Source organism: Macrococcus sp. 19Msa1099, assembly GCA_019357535.2.
GTDB lineage: Bacteria > Bacillota > Bacilli > Staphylococcales > Staphylococcaceae > Macrococcoides > Macrococcoides psychrotolerans.
Genome location: CP079955.1, coordinates 1,891,359 through 1,905,046 on the forward strand (window position 1 = coordinate 1,891,359; position 13,688 = coordinate 1,905,046).

15 protein-coding genes are annotated in these 13,688 nt (G+C 37.7%); 2 read left to right on the forward strand and 13 right to left on the reverse strand.

The features are described 5' to 3' along the window. Window positions 1-3: 3 nt before the first annotated feature. The 10 genes from prmC to KYI10_10155 all read right to left on the reverse strand — a co-directional run bounded on the left by prmC (window position 4) and on the right by KYI10_10155 (window position 8,841). The gene (gene prmC / locus KYI10_10110; protein ID QYA32672.1) at window positions 4-843 is read right to left on the reverse strand and encodes a peptide chain release factor N(5)-glutamine methyltransferase; all 840 of its coding nucleotides are present in this window, start codon (window positions 841-843) and stop codon (window positions 4-6) included. Continuing rightward, the gene (gene prfA, locus KYI10_10115) at window positions 827-1,903 is read right to left on the reverse strand and encodes a peptide chain release factor 1 (protein QYA32673.1); all 1,077 of its coding nucleotides are present in this window, start codon (window positions 1,901-1,903) and stop codon (window positions 827-829) included. Before prfA ends, prmC begins: the two co-directional genes overlap by 17 nt. A gap of 18 nt (window positions 1,904-1,921) precedes the next feature. Beyond that, complete coding sequence (locus KYI10_10120; protein QYA32674.1) at window positions 1,922-2,497, reverse strand: thymidine kinase; 576 nt, start codon at window positions 2,495-2,497, stop codon at window positions 1,922-1,924. A 102-nt stretch (window positions 2,498-2,599) separates the two neighbouring features. Further along, complete coding sequence (locus KYI10_10125) at window positions 2,600-2,857, reverse strand: type B 50S ribosomal protein L31 (protein QYA32675.1); 258 nt, start codon at window positions 2,855-2,857, stop codon at window positions 2,600-2,602. A 113-nt stretch (window positions 2,858-2,970) separates the two neighbouring features. After that, window positions 2,971-4,287, reverse strand: coding sequence for a transcription termination factor Rho (gene rho, locus KYI10_10130; GenBank protein ID QYA32676.1), 1,317 nt, complete (start codon window positions 4,285-4,287; stop codon window positions 2,971-2,973). Between the two features lie 241 nt (window positions 4,288-4,528). Continuing rightward, the gene (gene glpX, locus KYI10_10135) at window positions 4,529-5,506 is read right to left on the reverse strand and encodes a class II fructose-bisphosphatase (protein QYA32677.1); all 978 of its coding nucleotides are present in this window, start codon (window positions 5,504-5,506) and stop codon (window positions 4,529-4,531) included. Between the two features lie 114 nt (window positions 5,507-5,620). Continuing rightward, window positions 5,621-5,959, reverse strand: coding sequence for a helix-turn-helix domain-containing protein (locus tag KYI10_10140; GenBank protein ID QYA32678.1), 339 nt, complete (start codon window positions 5,957-5,959; stop codon window positions 5,621-5,623). A 128-nt stretch (window positions 5,960-6,087) separates the two neighbouring features. Further along, a complete protein-coding gene (locus tag KYI10_10145; protein ID QYA32679.1) occupies window positions 6,088-7,350 on the reverse strand; it encodes a UDP-N-acetylglucosamine 1-carboxyvinyltransferase in 1,263 nt (420 codons plus the stop codon). A 195-nt stretch (window positions 7,351-7,545) separates the two neighbouring features. After that, window positions 7,546-8,403 (reverse strand): class IIb fructose-bisphosphate aldolase FdaB, encoded by an 858-nt coding sequence (gene fdaB, locus KYI10_10150; protein QYA32680.1) that lies wholly within the window; start codon window positions 8,401-8,403, stop codon window positions 7,546-7,548. A gap of 87 nt (window positions 8,404-8,490) precedes the next feature. Next, window positions 8,491-8,841 carry a response regulator gene (locus KYI10_10155; GenBank protein QYA32681.1) on the reverse strand — a complete coding sequence of 117 codons (351 nt, stop codon included), beginning with the start codon at window positions 8,839-8,841 and terminating at the stop codon, window positions 8,491-8,493. A gap of 57 nt (window positions 8,842-8,898) precedes the next feature. On the opposite strand from KYI10_10155, the gene KYI10_10160 reads away from it, so the two are divergent. After that, a complete protein-coding gene (locus KYI10_10160; GenBank protein ID QYA32682.1) occupies window positions 8,899-9,402 on the forward strand; it encodes a DUF2529 domain-containing protein in 504 nt (167 codons plus the stop codon). 121 nt (window positions 9,403-9,523) lie between these two features. Here KYI10_10160 and KYI10_10165 read toward each other — a convergent pair whose 3' ends face one another. From KYI10_10165 to KYI10_10175, 3 genes are all read right to left on the reverse strand, one after another. Continuing rightward, on the reverse strand, window positions 9,524-11,119 hold the full coding sequence (locus KYI10_10165) for a CTP synthase (GenBank protein QYA32683.1): 1,596 nt from the start codon (window positions 11,117-11,119) through the stop codon (window positions 9,524-9,526). Between the two features lie 142 nt (window positions 11,120-11,261). Further along, entirely contained in the window at window positions 11,262-11,777 is a 516-nt protein-coding gene (rpoE, locus tag KYI10_10170; GenBank protein ID QYA32684.1) for a DNA-directed RNA polymerase subunit delta, read from the reverse strand. A 90-nt stretch (window positions 11,778-11,867) separates the two neighbouring features. Continuing rightward, window positions 11,868-12,683, reverse strand: a complete 816-nt coding sequence (locus KYI10_10175; GenBank protein ID QYA32685.1) for a GNAT family N-acetyltransferase — start codon at window positions 12,681-12,683, stop codon at window positions 11,868-11,870. A gap of 143 nt (window positions 12,684-12,826) precedes the next feature. On the opposite strand from KYI10_10175, the gene coaW reads away from it, so the two are divergent. Continuing rightward, entirely contained in the window at window positions 12,827-13,639 is an 813-nt protein-coding gene (gene coaW / locus KYI10_10180; GenBank protein QYA32686.1) for a type II pantothenate kinase, read from the forward strand. The last annotated feature ends 49 nt before the right edge of the window (window positions 13,640-13,688 follow it).

A 13,688-nucleotide genomic window follows, 5' to 3' on the forward strand; every position in this document is an offset into this window, starting at 1 on the left:
TTATTAACACCATTTAAACCATAGCACTCGATCATTACCATTAATATCTTTATGTATATTGACGTGTAAATGACTAAAATGTTCGTGAATATAATGTGTGAGTGCATCCGCCTGACGGTACCCGATTTCAAACGCAATAAAGGCACCTTGATTCATAACTTCCGGGAGACTTTTAATCATACGTTTATAAAGTACAAGCCCTGCATCTTCTGCAAATAGCGCAAGTTCAGGATCAAAGAGCGCGGTCAAGTTCATCTCTGTCACTTCATCTCTACTAATATAAGGGGGATTGGATAGCAGTGCATCTAGCTTTATCCCTCTTTCAATAATAGGTTGAAGTAGATCACCTTCAAAACATGTCACTCGTGCATCTAAGAGCGCAATATTATGCAGCGCTACTTGCAACGCTTTCCGACTAATATCTGAAGCATACATCGTACATCCACTTTCTAGTTGAACCGTTGCTGCAATCGCACCACTTCCAGTTCCTATATCTGCAACAACGTCTGATTGAGATACATGCGCTAAAGCAAGCGCTACAAGCTCTTCTGTTTCAGGTCTAGGAACGAGTACGCGTTCATCCACCATAAATTTGCGGTCATAAAACATCTGAAAACCAGTAATATGAGCAAGCGGCTCATGCCGAACAAGCCGCGCAATCCCCTCTTTATATTGCGCACATTCTTCATCACTCAACTGACGTTCACCTAGCATAATATCTGTTCTCGAGAGAGCAAACAGATCCATCATTAGAAAAGTCGCTCCAATAGCTGGCTCTTGTGCATTAATAAGCGCTACTTCTCCTTCTTTAATAAGATTTCTTAAATTAGAGTACGCCATCATTTAATGCTTCTAACTTAGACGTTTGTTCTGCAATTGTTAATGCATCGATGATTTCTCCTAATTTACCCTCAACAATTTGATCTAATTTTTGAATCGTCAAACCGATACGATGATCAGTTACACGATTTTGAGGATAGTTATATGTTCTAATACGTTCAGAGCGATCACCTGTTCCTACCGCTGATTTACGTTGTTCAGAATACTTCGCTTGTTCTTCTTGTAATTTCGCATCAAATACACGTGTTTTAAGTAATTTCAATGCTTTTTCACGGTTTTTAATTTGAGATTTCTCAGAAGATGTCGCCACAATCCCTGTTGGAATATGCGTAATACGTACTGCTGAGTCAGTCGTATTTACGTGCTGACCGCCAGAACCTGATGAACGGTACGTTTCAATACGTAAATCTTCTTGACGAATCTCAATTTCCACATCTTCTACTTCAGGTAATACAGCAACCGTTGCTGTAGACGTATGTATTCGTCCACCACTTTCAGTTGTTGGAATACGTTGTACACGGTGTGCTCCATTTTCGAATTTCAACTTACTGTATGCACCTTTACCGATGATTGTGAAACTGATTTCTTTAAACCCACCATGATCAGCTTCATTCGTTTCCATCACTTCAATCTTCCAGCCCTGTTCTTCTGAAAATCTTGAATACATACGGAATAAGTCTCCAGCAAAGATATTTGCTTCATCCCCACCAGCTGCACCACGAATCTCCATAACCACGTTTTTGTCATCCATCGGGTCTTTAGGGATTAATAATAGTTTCATCCTTTCTTCTAGTTCAGGAATTTGAGGTTTTAACGTATTGATTTCCTCTTTAATCATTTCTTGCTCATCAGCATCACTGGCTTCACCCATCATTTCTAATGCTTCTTCAAGTTGCTGTTTTACTTCTTTGTATCCTCTATACACTTCAACCGTTTCCTGAAGGTCAGCCTGTTCTTTTGAGTATTCTCTTAATTTATCGGTATCACTTACGATATCTGGATCACTTAATAATTCATTTAATTGTTCGTAACGCTGTTCTACAATTTCTAACTGATCAAACATAACATTCTCCTTTAAATTTTATTTAGGTACAACATGATGTTCCCTACATCTTGGTTCATAACTTTCCTTTGCACCAACAAGTATAATCGGATCATCGAACTTGGCGGGCACACCATCTATTAATCGCTGCGTACGGGAGCTAGGTGCTCCACATACACTGCAAACAGCCTGAAGTTTCGTCACATGTTCGCTAACCGCCATGAGTTCTGGCACCGGCTCAAACGGAACACCCCTAAAGTCCATATCTAGTCCGGCAACAATCACTCTATATCCTTCTTCTGCAAGCTGTGTTGCAACACCTACGATATCATTATCAAAGAACTGCACTTCATCTATCGCTATAATATCATGCGTCTCTTTTACATGTTCTAATATTTCTGATGAATGATGCACATTTACAGCTTCTACTTTATTGCCGTTGTGTGATACAACTTCCAGTTCACTATATCTATCGTCTATAGACGGTTTAAATACAATCACTTTTTGTTTTGCGAAAAGTCCACGTCGCACGCGGCGAATTAACTCTTCACTTTTCCCACTAAACATACTTCCTGTAACACATTCTATCCAACCTGAATGGTAATGCTCATACATTTAAATGCCACCTTTATAAACAATAATCGATTAATTATATCATAAATTGTTTATAAAAAATAAAAAATCCCACAACCAAAACTGGCCATGGGATCATTTGAATTATTGGTTGCTTGATTTGAATCCGAACTTTTTGTTGAAACGTTCCACACGACCATCCGCAGATGCGAATTTTTGACGTCCTGTGTAGAATGGGTGTGAATCAGATGAGATATCTAAACGGATAACTGGATATTCGTTTCCATCTTCCCATGTCATTGTTTCACTTGAAGTACGTGTAGACCCACTTAAGAATTTAAAATCTGTAGTAGAATCTAAGAAAATTACTTTGTGATAATCAGGATGAATTCCTTGTTTCATTATTTTTCAGCTCCTTTGCCCTGAACCATCCGGAACAGAGTTTATTCGTGAATAATTTTCACGTCAATACTTACATATTATATATGGATTGTGTGTAGAATGCAACTATAAATTTATATAATCGGCTTACCTGTCTTCGCACTTTCAACCATACGTTCTCCCAATTGCTTAAAGAAATCTTCATTAGATTCACTTTGTTTTAGGCGTCTTAAGAAACGTTCGGTGAAGTCCGGACTCTCAGTAAACAAATTACGGAGTTGCCATATCATATCAAGCTCATTTTTATCGAGTAACAACTCTTCCTTACGTGTTGAACTGCGTCGAATATCAATCGCTGGATATACACGTTTTTCAGCTAGCTTTCTATCAAGCATCAACTCCATGTTACCAGTTCCTTTAAATTCTTCATAGATCATATCATCCATGCGGCTCCCTGTTTCTACAAGCGCTGTTGATAATATTGTCAAACTTCCCCCAGCTTCGATATTACGCGCCGCGCCGAAGAATGCTTTTGGTTTATGAAGGCTCGCAGGATCAAGACCACCTGACAACGTTCTACCGCTCGGTGGGATAACAAGGTTGTACGCACGCGCAAGACGCGTTATAGAGTCCATAAGAATAATAACATTTTCACCAATCTCAACAAGGCGCTTTGCACGTTCAAGGAGTAACTCAGCAACTTTCACATGATGTTCAGGAGGCTCGTCAAACGTTGAGTGCACTACTTCGGCAGCTTCAACTGAACGTTCGAGGTCTGTAACTTCTTCAGGACGTTCCCCAATTAATAGTATAAAAAGTTTTGCATCTGGATGGTTAACTGAAATAGCATTCGCAATTTCTTTAAGTAGCGATGTCTTACCTGCTTTAGGTGGCGCTACAATCATTCCACGCTGGCCGAACCCAATAGGTGTAACTAAGTCCATTATACGCGTAGAATAAGCCGTTTTCGTTGTCTCCAGGCGAATGCGCTCATCGGGATAGAGTGGTGTTAACGCCTGGAAATGCGGACGTTTCTTAACCTCTTCAGCGTTTTGGTCATTAACAAAGTCTACCTGCAGCAAACCATAATACTTCTCATTTTCCTTAGGTCTACGCACTTTTCCAGTAACTTTATCCCCTTTTTTTATTTCAAAACGACGAATCTGACTTGCGCTGATATAAATATCCTTTTCACCCTTAGAATAATTGACGGTTCTTAAGAAACCATATCCGTCAGGCTGAATATCATCAAGAATACCTTCCATATAATAATTGCCGTCTTTTTCCATCTGTTTTTCCATAATGGCAAGCACGAGTTCCTTTTTATTAAGTTTACTGTAATTTACAAGACCTAATTCTTTTGCACGTTGTGTTAGAGCTTTCGTTGTCTGATTTTTGTAGAGTTCATGAAAAGATTCATATTGCGGACTTGTTCTAATTTTTTCTGGCATAATGACACCCATTTCTATTAAAAATTGTTTTATATATTTATAAGAATTTATTTAGCGGAATTGAAGGAGTTTATAGGGGCAAACAAATTAATTTTAACACGATTTCTGTTTATCACAAAGAAATATTACTTATTGTTATATAACAACTCATATACAGTAAAGAATGTAAAAACCCGAATATCACAGAAAACGAAAAACTTCTCCTGCAATATTCGGGCTTTACTTGACTTCTGTCATTCTATTATATTCTATCGCTATCTTTAATTACTAATCCCGGTTTCTTCTCTAAGCTGTGTCGTCCTTGAATAAAGCGGACCGTTCCTGATTTCGCACGCATAACAAGTGAGTATGTTTCAGCAAACCCACCTTTAAATTGTACTCCCTTCATCAGTTCACCGTCCGTCACAGCAGTTGCTGCAAAGATTGCATCGTCACCTTTAACCATATCATCAAGCTTCAGTACAGTATTCGGTTCGATACCCATCGCACGACAACGCGCTTCTTGTTCTTCGTCTTCCGGTAATAATATTCCTTGGAAATCCCCGCCTAACGCTTTAATCCCTACAGCAGCGATAACACCTTCTGGCGCACCACCAGAACCGAACAATACATCCACACCTGTAAAGTCAAATGCTGTATTGATTGCGCCAGCTACATCACCGTGTTCGATTAATTTAATACGCGCACCAGCTTCACGAATTTCTTTAATAATATCTTCATGACGCTTACGATTCAATAATGTCGCTGTAACTTCTGAGACATCTTTGCCTTTAGCTTTTGCTACCGCCTGTAAGTTTTCTGTTACTGATTTAGAGATATCAACAACACCTTTACACTCGGGTCCAACCGCAATCTTCTCCATATACATATCAGGAGCATGCAGTAATGTACCACGATCACCTACAGCAAGTACCGTCATCGCATTCCAGCTACCTTCAGCTACTAAAGTAGTACCTTCTAAAGGATCTACCGCAATATCAATCGCCGGCCCTTCTTTTGTTCCTAGCTCTTCCCCGATGTAAAGCATCGGCGCTTCATCCATTTCACCTTCCCCGATTACTACAACTCCGTCCATCGGAATTGTATCAAATACTTCTCGCATTGCCGTTGTTGCTGCATCATCCGCTTCATTCTTAAGGCCCTTACCTACCCATTTCGCACTCTTCAAAGCTGCCGCTTCAGTTACTCTGACTAATTCCATCGATAAACTACGTTCCATCATCATTCTCCTATCACCAATAATTTTCTTAATTAGTATAACATAATTCGTCATTTTACATACTATTAGTTTGTAATTATATACAGGTGATAAGTCCAACAAAAAAAGCGAGGCTTAAGCCTCGCCTTTTTTCGGAATTTCTAATTCCAGATGTTCCTGCGCCCAGGATTCTATAGGATGCATTGCTTCAGACAACGAGATACCTTTGTCAGTTAAAACGTATTTAATAGATAAAGGCGTTGTTGAAATGACTTTCTTCTCTACAAGGCCCCACTCAGATAGTTCTGTAAGTTTCAAACTCAACGCTCTCGGTGTAATGGTTTTTAAATCACGTTTAATATCCGAGAAATGTGCTGCATTATTCTCAGAACGCGATAAATAATTGATTAATAATCCATTCCAACTTCTGCCGAGGATTTTAAACGTCTCTTCTAAATATGGACAAACTTCCATAATATCACCTCTTTATCTCTCGATTATAACACGATATAAAAAATATATCTAGTATAAAAAGTACAATTTTATACCAAGGTATATTTTTTATATCAATAATGTACAATAAAGACGGTCAGCTGACCGTCTTAATCTTCAATAGATTCTCTCCAGATATCCGCACCTAATTTTTTCAGTTTTTCTACAATACCACTATAGCCTCTATCAATATGGCGAACATTATATACTGTAGTTACACCATCAGCATATAAGCCTGCGATTACAAGGCATGCGCCAGCACGTAAATCACTCGCTGCAACCTCAGCTCCAGAAAGTTTTGATTTTTGTACAGCGGCTGTCCCGTCAGATTCTTTAATATTGCCATTCATTCTCATTAATTCTTCAACATGTTTAAAGCGTGCTGGATATATCGTATCAGTAACAATACTTTGACCATCCGCTCTAAATAATAACGGCGTAAATGGCTGCTGTAGATCCGTAGCAAATCCAGGATACACATTTGTAGTAATCGTTACCGGTTTGTACGTATCTGGTTTCTTAATACGCGCGGAATCTTCACCAATTTCTACGGTAATGCCCATCTCCCTCAACTTAGCAGTTAAAGGCTCCATATGTAGTGGAATGATATTTTCTACAAGTACATCCTCACCCATCATAGCAGCTGCACACATATATGTACCTGCTTCTATTCTATCCGGGATGATCGTATGTGTTGTACCATTAAGCGCTTCAACACCTTCAATTTTCAATGTATCCGTTCCCGCGCCACGAATTTTAGCACCCATATTATTAAGGAGCGTCGCAACATCTACAATTTCAGGCTCTTTTGCAGCATTTTCAATCACTGTTTTACCCTTTGCCATTGAAGCTGCTAGCATAATATTTATTGTAGCACCTACCGATACTACATCCATGAAAATTTTAGCACCCTTCAACTCGTCAGCTTCAAGATACATGCCACCTGCTTGATTCGTAATCTTAGCACCTAGCGCTTCAAATCCTTTAATATGCTGGTCAATAGGACGTGGCCCTAAAGGACATCCACCTGGCAGTCCAATGATGCACTTCTTAAATTTCCCTAACATTGCACCCATCATATAATAAGACGCACGTAAAGACTGTACTTTATGGTTCGGTAAAGGCATATTAATCGCTTCTGAAGGATCAATCGTTAAAGTATCTCCATCTAAATCCGTCTTTATATTTAGATCTTCTAGTAAGCTCATCAATGTAACAACATCTGAAATTTCAGGTAATCCTTCTAATTTCACAATATCATTCGCCATTAATGTAGCTGGAATAAGTGCAACTGCACTATTTTTTGCACCACTTATCTGAACAGAGCCATTTAACGGTTTACCGCCTCTGATTTTAATTACTTCCTGTGACATATTCGGGACTCCTTTAATTGTAATCACAAATTATTTATCTTTAACTTATTTCAATATTTTATATTATTATAAACTAATTTAACATTTCTATGCAAAGCAAAGCCATAGAAATTTAATATAAGATAGATTACAAAGTAAAGTCAAGAAAAAGAGCACTCCGAAATTTCAGAGTGCTCTTTCTATCAACATATATAACTATGCTTTATTAGAAGTTCCAAATTCTTTAATTTTACCAATCACAGTTGCTTTAATTGCTTCACGTGCTGGCCCTAAATATTTACGAGGGTCATATACATCTGGGTCATTGTTTAATGTATCACGAACTGCTTTCGCTGAAGCAATTTGGTTTTCAGTATTTACGTTAATCTTAGCAGTTCCTAACGAAATTGAACGCTCGATATCTTTCGTTGGGATACCAGTACCACCGTGTAATACTAATGGTAAACCAGTAGCATTACCTATTTCTTCCATTTCTTTAAATCCTAAATTCGGTTCACCTTTGTAAGGTCCGTGAACTGAACCTAATGCAGGAGCTAGGCAATCAATACCAGTTTTCTCAACTAATTCCTGACATTCTTTAGCATCAGCATATACAACACCATCAGATACGACATCGTCTTCCTGACCGCCAACACGACCTAATTCCGCTTCAACAGATACACCTTTAGAATGCGCATATTCTACAACTTTCTTAGTGATTTCAACGTTCTCTTCGAAAGAATGATGAGAAGCATCGATCATTACTGAAGTGAATCCAGCATCGATTGCTGCTTTACAGTTTTCAAAGCTTGAACCGTGGTCTAAATGAATTGCAACTGGAACAGTGATGTTCATATCGTGCATTAATCCTTCAACCATCTTAACTACCGTATAGAAACCACCCATGTATTTTGCTGCACCTTCAGATACACCTAAGATAACTGGTGCATTCTCTTCTTGTGAAGCCCCTAGAATTGCTTGAGTGAACTCAAGGTTGTTAAGGTTGTATTGACCAACTGCATAACCACCTTCTTTAGCTTTAATTAACATTTCTTTCATTGAAACTAATGGCATGGATAATATCCTCCTTGTGTGCGTTAGGCACTAATTTTATAGATTTAGTATAGCACTATCGTCCTGTGTTTGCATTTATAAAGGTGGCTACTTTGTGTATTTTCGCACAATATTCACAACTTCTCCAATAGTAAACGGTTTCATTAGTATTCCTGATGCGCCACGACTTTTAAGTCCTTTAATTTGTTCATCTGTCTGGAAAGCAGAGATTAAGTAGATTGGTCTATCAGTATATTTTCTCATTTCTCTCAATGTTTCTTCCCCCGACATTACAGGCATCCGTCGATCTAAAAATATAATGTCATAATCGTTAACTATCACCATTTCAAGTCCCTTTTTACCATGCTCTGCTTCATCAGCTTCTATACCTTGAATAGACAATATTTCTTTAAATAACAATCGAATATTTATTTCGTCATCTACTATGAGTATTTTCATCGGTTATCTCCCAGTATGTTATGATATAGTCAATCATTTCTTGAAAGTAGGTTTAATATGTTCAAAATATTTAATACACAACTCAATGGTATCTTTAAAAAAATAGAAGCGCAAGAAGTAGAAATTGATATTGCAGCACGACTGCTTGCACAAGCTGTTGTCGGTCAGGGAAAAATATATGTTAAAGGATTTGGCGATCTTAAACATTTCGAAGACTTTGCTGTAGAAAGCAAAGAAAAATTATTTGACTCAGAAAAATTTATTACTGAATCGCTAATCGATCATACGGACCGCATTTTAGTGATGAGCGACACGTACAATGAAGATTGTCATGAATTTATTACGATGCTGAAGGAAAAAGATATCGATTTCGTTCTTGTATGTAATAAAGATGAACGTATAGATGTGATGAACTTTATCGATTTAAGTACTCCACGTGCCCTCGTACCAACCGAAAACTTCAGCCGAATTATTACGCCTCATATGATGGCGATGAACTATATATACTACGGCATTTATAATGTCATGTATGAAATGTTAGTTGAAGAAGAGGAAGCATAGCATAAACGCCCGAACAGTTGTCTGTTCGGGCGTTTCAAATTTGCATTTACCAGCTTCTATTCGGACGCTATCACACCATTTAGAATCTTGTTCAAGGCTTATCGCTCACATGATAACCTCTCTATTGAATCGCAGCTTCAATGAATCCTTTGAATAATTTCTGAGGTTTCATTGGACGAGATAAAAATTCCGGGTGGAATTGACATGCCACGAACCATTTATGGTCAGGAATTTCAACGATTTCCACTAAACGTCCATCCGGAGATAAACCTGAGAACACTAATCCTTTTTCTTCTAATCGCTCACGGAATTCATTGTTAAACTCATAACGATGACGGTGGCGTTCATCAACATGCGTTGTACCATAAGCAGCATGTGCTCTTGTTCCTTCTTTTAGTTCACATGGATATAAGCCTAATCTTAATGTTCCACCTAAATCAACAACATCTTTCTGATCAGGCAATAATGCAATAACTGGATAAGGCGTGTTTGGATCAAGTTCTGATGAATGTGCGTCTTTTAAGCCAACAACATTACGTGCAAACTCAACTGTTGCTAACTGCATCCCTAAACAAATACCTAAGAATGGCACGTTGTTTTCACGTGCGTATTGCGTCGCAAGAATTTTACCTTCAATACCACGTTCACCAAATCCACCCGGTACTAATATACCATCAGCATCTTGTAAACGTTCTTTATAGTTTGTTACATCTAAATCTTCTGAGTTAATCCAATCGATTTCGATGTCTTTTCCAAATTCATATCCCGCATGTTTTAACGCCTCAGCAACTGAAAGATATGCATCCTGAAGCGCCACGTATTTACCTACTAATGCAATTTTAACTTTGCCTTCTAGGTTACGCACAGTGTCCAAAAGCTTATTCCATTCTGTAAGATCCGCTTCTCCACTTGCTTCAAGTCCTAAACGCTCGATTACAAGATCATCCATATGCTGTGCTTGTAATGCTACAGGAATTTGATATAGCGTATCTGCGTCGCGACATTCAATTACTGATTTTTTATCAATGTCACAGAATAACGCAATTTTATCACGTAAATCTTCCGTCATTTCATATTCTGTACGCACAACAATCATATCTGGCTGAATTCCTAATCCACGAAGTTCTTTTACACTATGTTGAGTTGGTTTTGTTTTCATTTCACCAGCTGCTTTAATGTACGGCAGTAAAGTACAGTGAATGTACATTACATTCTCACGACCTAAGTCACTTTTAATCTGTCTGATAGACTCGATAAATGGTAATGACTCAATATCTCCTGTTGTACCACCAATTTCAGTAATGACAACATCAGCTTTCGTAGATTCCCCCGCAAGCAGTAAACGTGACTTAATTTCATTTGTAATATGAGGGATAACCTGAACAGTACCACCTAAATAATCTCCACGACGTTCTTTCTTTAATACATGAGAATACACACGCCCTGCAGTTACGTTAGAATACTGATTTAAATTGATATCGATAAAACGCTCGTAATGCCCTAAATCAAGGTCAGTCTCAGCTCCATCATCTGTTACGAATACTTCTCCATGCTGATAAGGACTCATCGTACCTGGATCAACATTTAAATATGGATCAAATTTCTGAATCGTGACTTTAAGTCCTCTATTCTTTAATAAACGACCTAAACTTGCTGCCGTAATCCCTTTACCTAATGATGAAACAACGCCACCTGTTACAAATATAAATTTTGTCATGTTTACCTCCTGGAAATTAAAATAATAAAAAACGCTCCCATGCACAGTAAGTACATTGGGAGCGTATAGTTTATACGTTCGTCCTTAAATTAAGGAGCCCAAGTAAAATAATAATCATTTTTAAGAAGATTGTCAACTATGATTATTCTTCCTCGTCTTCAAATTCGTCTTCTTCTTCTTCGAATTCTTCATCCGGTTCAACAACAAGACCTGCCTCATCTAATTCATCTTCCACTTCTTCATCTTCAGTGTCAACATTTTCCTCGTCACCATCAGTCGGTAATAGATCAAGTTCATCTTCCACTTCATCCTCACCTAATAAGGCGATCTTCGGTGAATCTTCGTCTTCTTCATCTAAAATATCAAACTTCTGAACAGTTGGTGCAATCTTTTCTTCAATATCGTCCACTGAATACCAGTCACGCAGACCCCACATATATTCACCAGTAGATAAGAATCTACCATCTGTGTTTAAGTCTGTATAGAATTGTACGACACGCGTTTCTACTGCTTCATCAGAATAATTCCCGATGGCTTTAAACTCATCGATTAATTCGTATAAGTTTACTTCTTTACCTTTTTCGCTTAAAGCCATGTAAGCTAAGTCGATAAAAGAATTTTCGTCCATCATTTCTTTAGTATATTCAGAGATTTTCATTATATTCGTCCTTTCAGAACTCTAAAGTGTTTATACTACATCATAACAAATTACTTCCAAAAAGCGCAATAATTATTCAAAATTTCTCTATTAATATTTAATTAACTTCGTTAATACTTGTGTATTTGCTGTATCCATCGCTACAAAGTTATTACTTAAATAAAGCGCGGCATCATCACCTGACACATCGATCTCAATTTTATCTACTGCTTCAAAATTACGACGAAGGAAAGTAGCGATTTGTCTCAATACATTTTGTTTAATAACGTCTACATCTTGCTGTATATTAAACGATACGAGGTGAGCTGTAGTATCTTCAATTGTATATTCAATTTCTCCAACAAACTGACCATCTCTTTCAAGGCGAATAACCTCTTCGTCTTTAATGAGTCGTAGCTTCGAAACATAATCGGCACCTAAATCTAGATAATAGAGACGCTCTTTTCCGATTGGCCCTTCAGGATTCGTCGCTAAATGAAGAAAACCGGCACGTTCATATAGATTCCATGCAGCCTGATTCTCTGCATCAACTACTAGGAAGAGTTGATCGAAATCCGGAAATACACTTTGTACAAATTCAGGAATATTCATCATAATTTCAGTGCCATAGCCATGACCTTGCAACTTATTGTTGATTGATAAGCTACGGACATATACTGCATTAATCGGCGTATCATATCCTTCATGTTGATAATGCTGATGCAACACAAAGAACCCTACAACCTCTTCGTCACGATTAAGCACAACACACGGTCTACGATCCGGATCCATCAACCCTTCATCTAATACCTCTTTCGGTAAAGAAGAATAAATCATTTGACGCTCTGTTAATTCGAACTGGTCTAATGCCTCACGATAGTCTTCTTTATACTGTACAATTTTAATTTTAGAACCTAAGAATTCCATTATCTCTTTGCCTCCGTACATTGCAATTTATTTTGTTAAATATATTTTACCCATTTTTTAAATATTAGAACATGAAAGTTTATTTTTTGACTGCTAAGCATCACCTTATATGATAAGATAAAATAAAAAATGTGAGGTTTATGATGAAAATAGGAATCGATGCAGGTGGTACCTTAATCAAAATTGCTATCCTTGAAAACGATACATTTACATATAAAAAAGAACAATCTACAGACATTGAACGCGTTGCAGCATGGCTTAACACTATGCCAGATGCACAAGTAGCTCTAACAGGCGGAAAAGCCACTTATTTAAATAGTCTTATTTCACATGATGCATTTCAATCAATTGAGTTTGATGCGACATTTAAAGGGATTCAATCCTTTTTAGATGAAAATAATATGTATCTCGATAAATTTGTATTCAGCAATGTAGGCACAGGAACTTCCATCCACTTTGTTGATGAGAATAAACAAATTCGTGCAGGCGGAACAGGTGCAGGTGGAGGTATGATGATGGGACTCTCATACTTACTGACTGGGAAAGAAGATTTTGCAGATATCGTTACAACAGCTAGAGCTGGTAATCGCGATATTATCGATCTTAAAGTAAAACATATTTATAAAGGTGATAAAACACCCATTCCAGGCGATCTTACAGCCGCTAACTTCGGGAACGTACTTCACAACAAAGACACCGAAAGCTTTACAGATGCAGATAAGATTGCTTCTGTCCTCGGAATCGTTGGAGAAACAGTGACGACAGTATCTATCCATGCAGCTAGAGAATTTGGAGCAGAATATGTTGTTTACATCGGTTCTAGTTTTCTGGACAACAAATTATTGCAGGATATCGTCGTAAATTATACTAAATTACGTAACTTCAAACCTTACTTTATCGAAAACGGAGAATATTCAGGTGCTGTGGGCACACTTAGGTTGATGGATGAAAAATAACGTAAAGGCTTAGCCTTTACGTTATTTTTTAAGCACCTTTATTAAACTT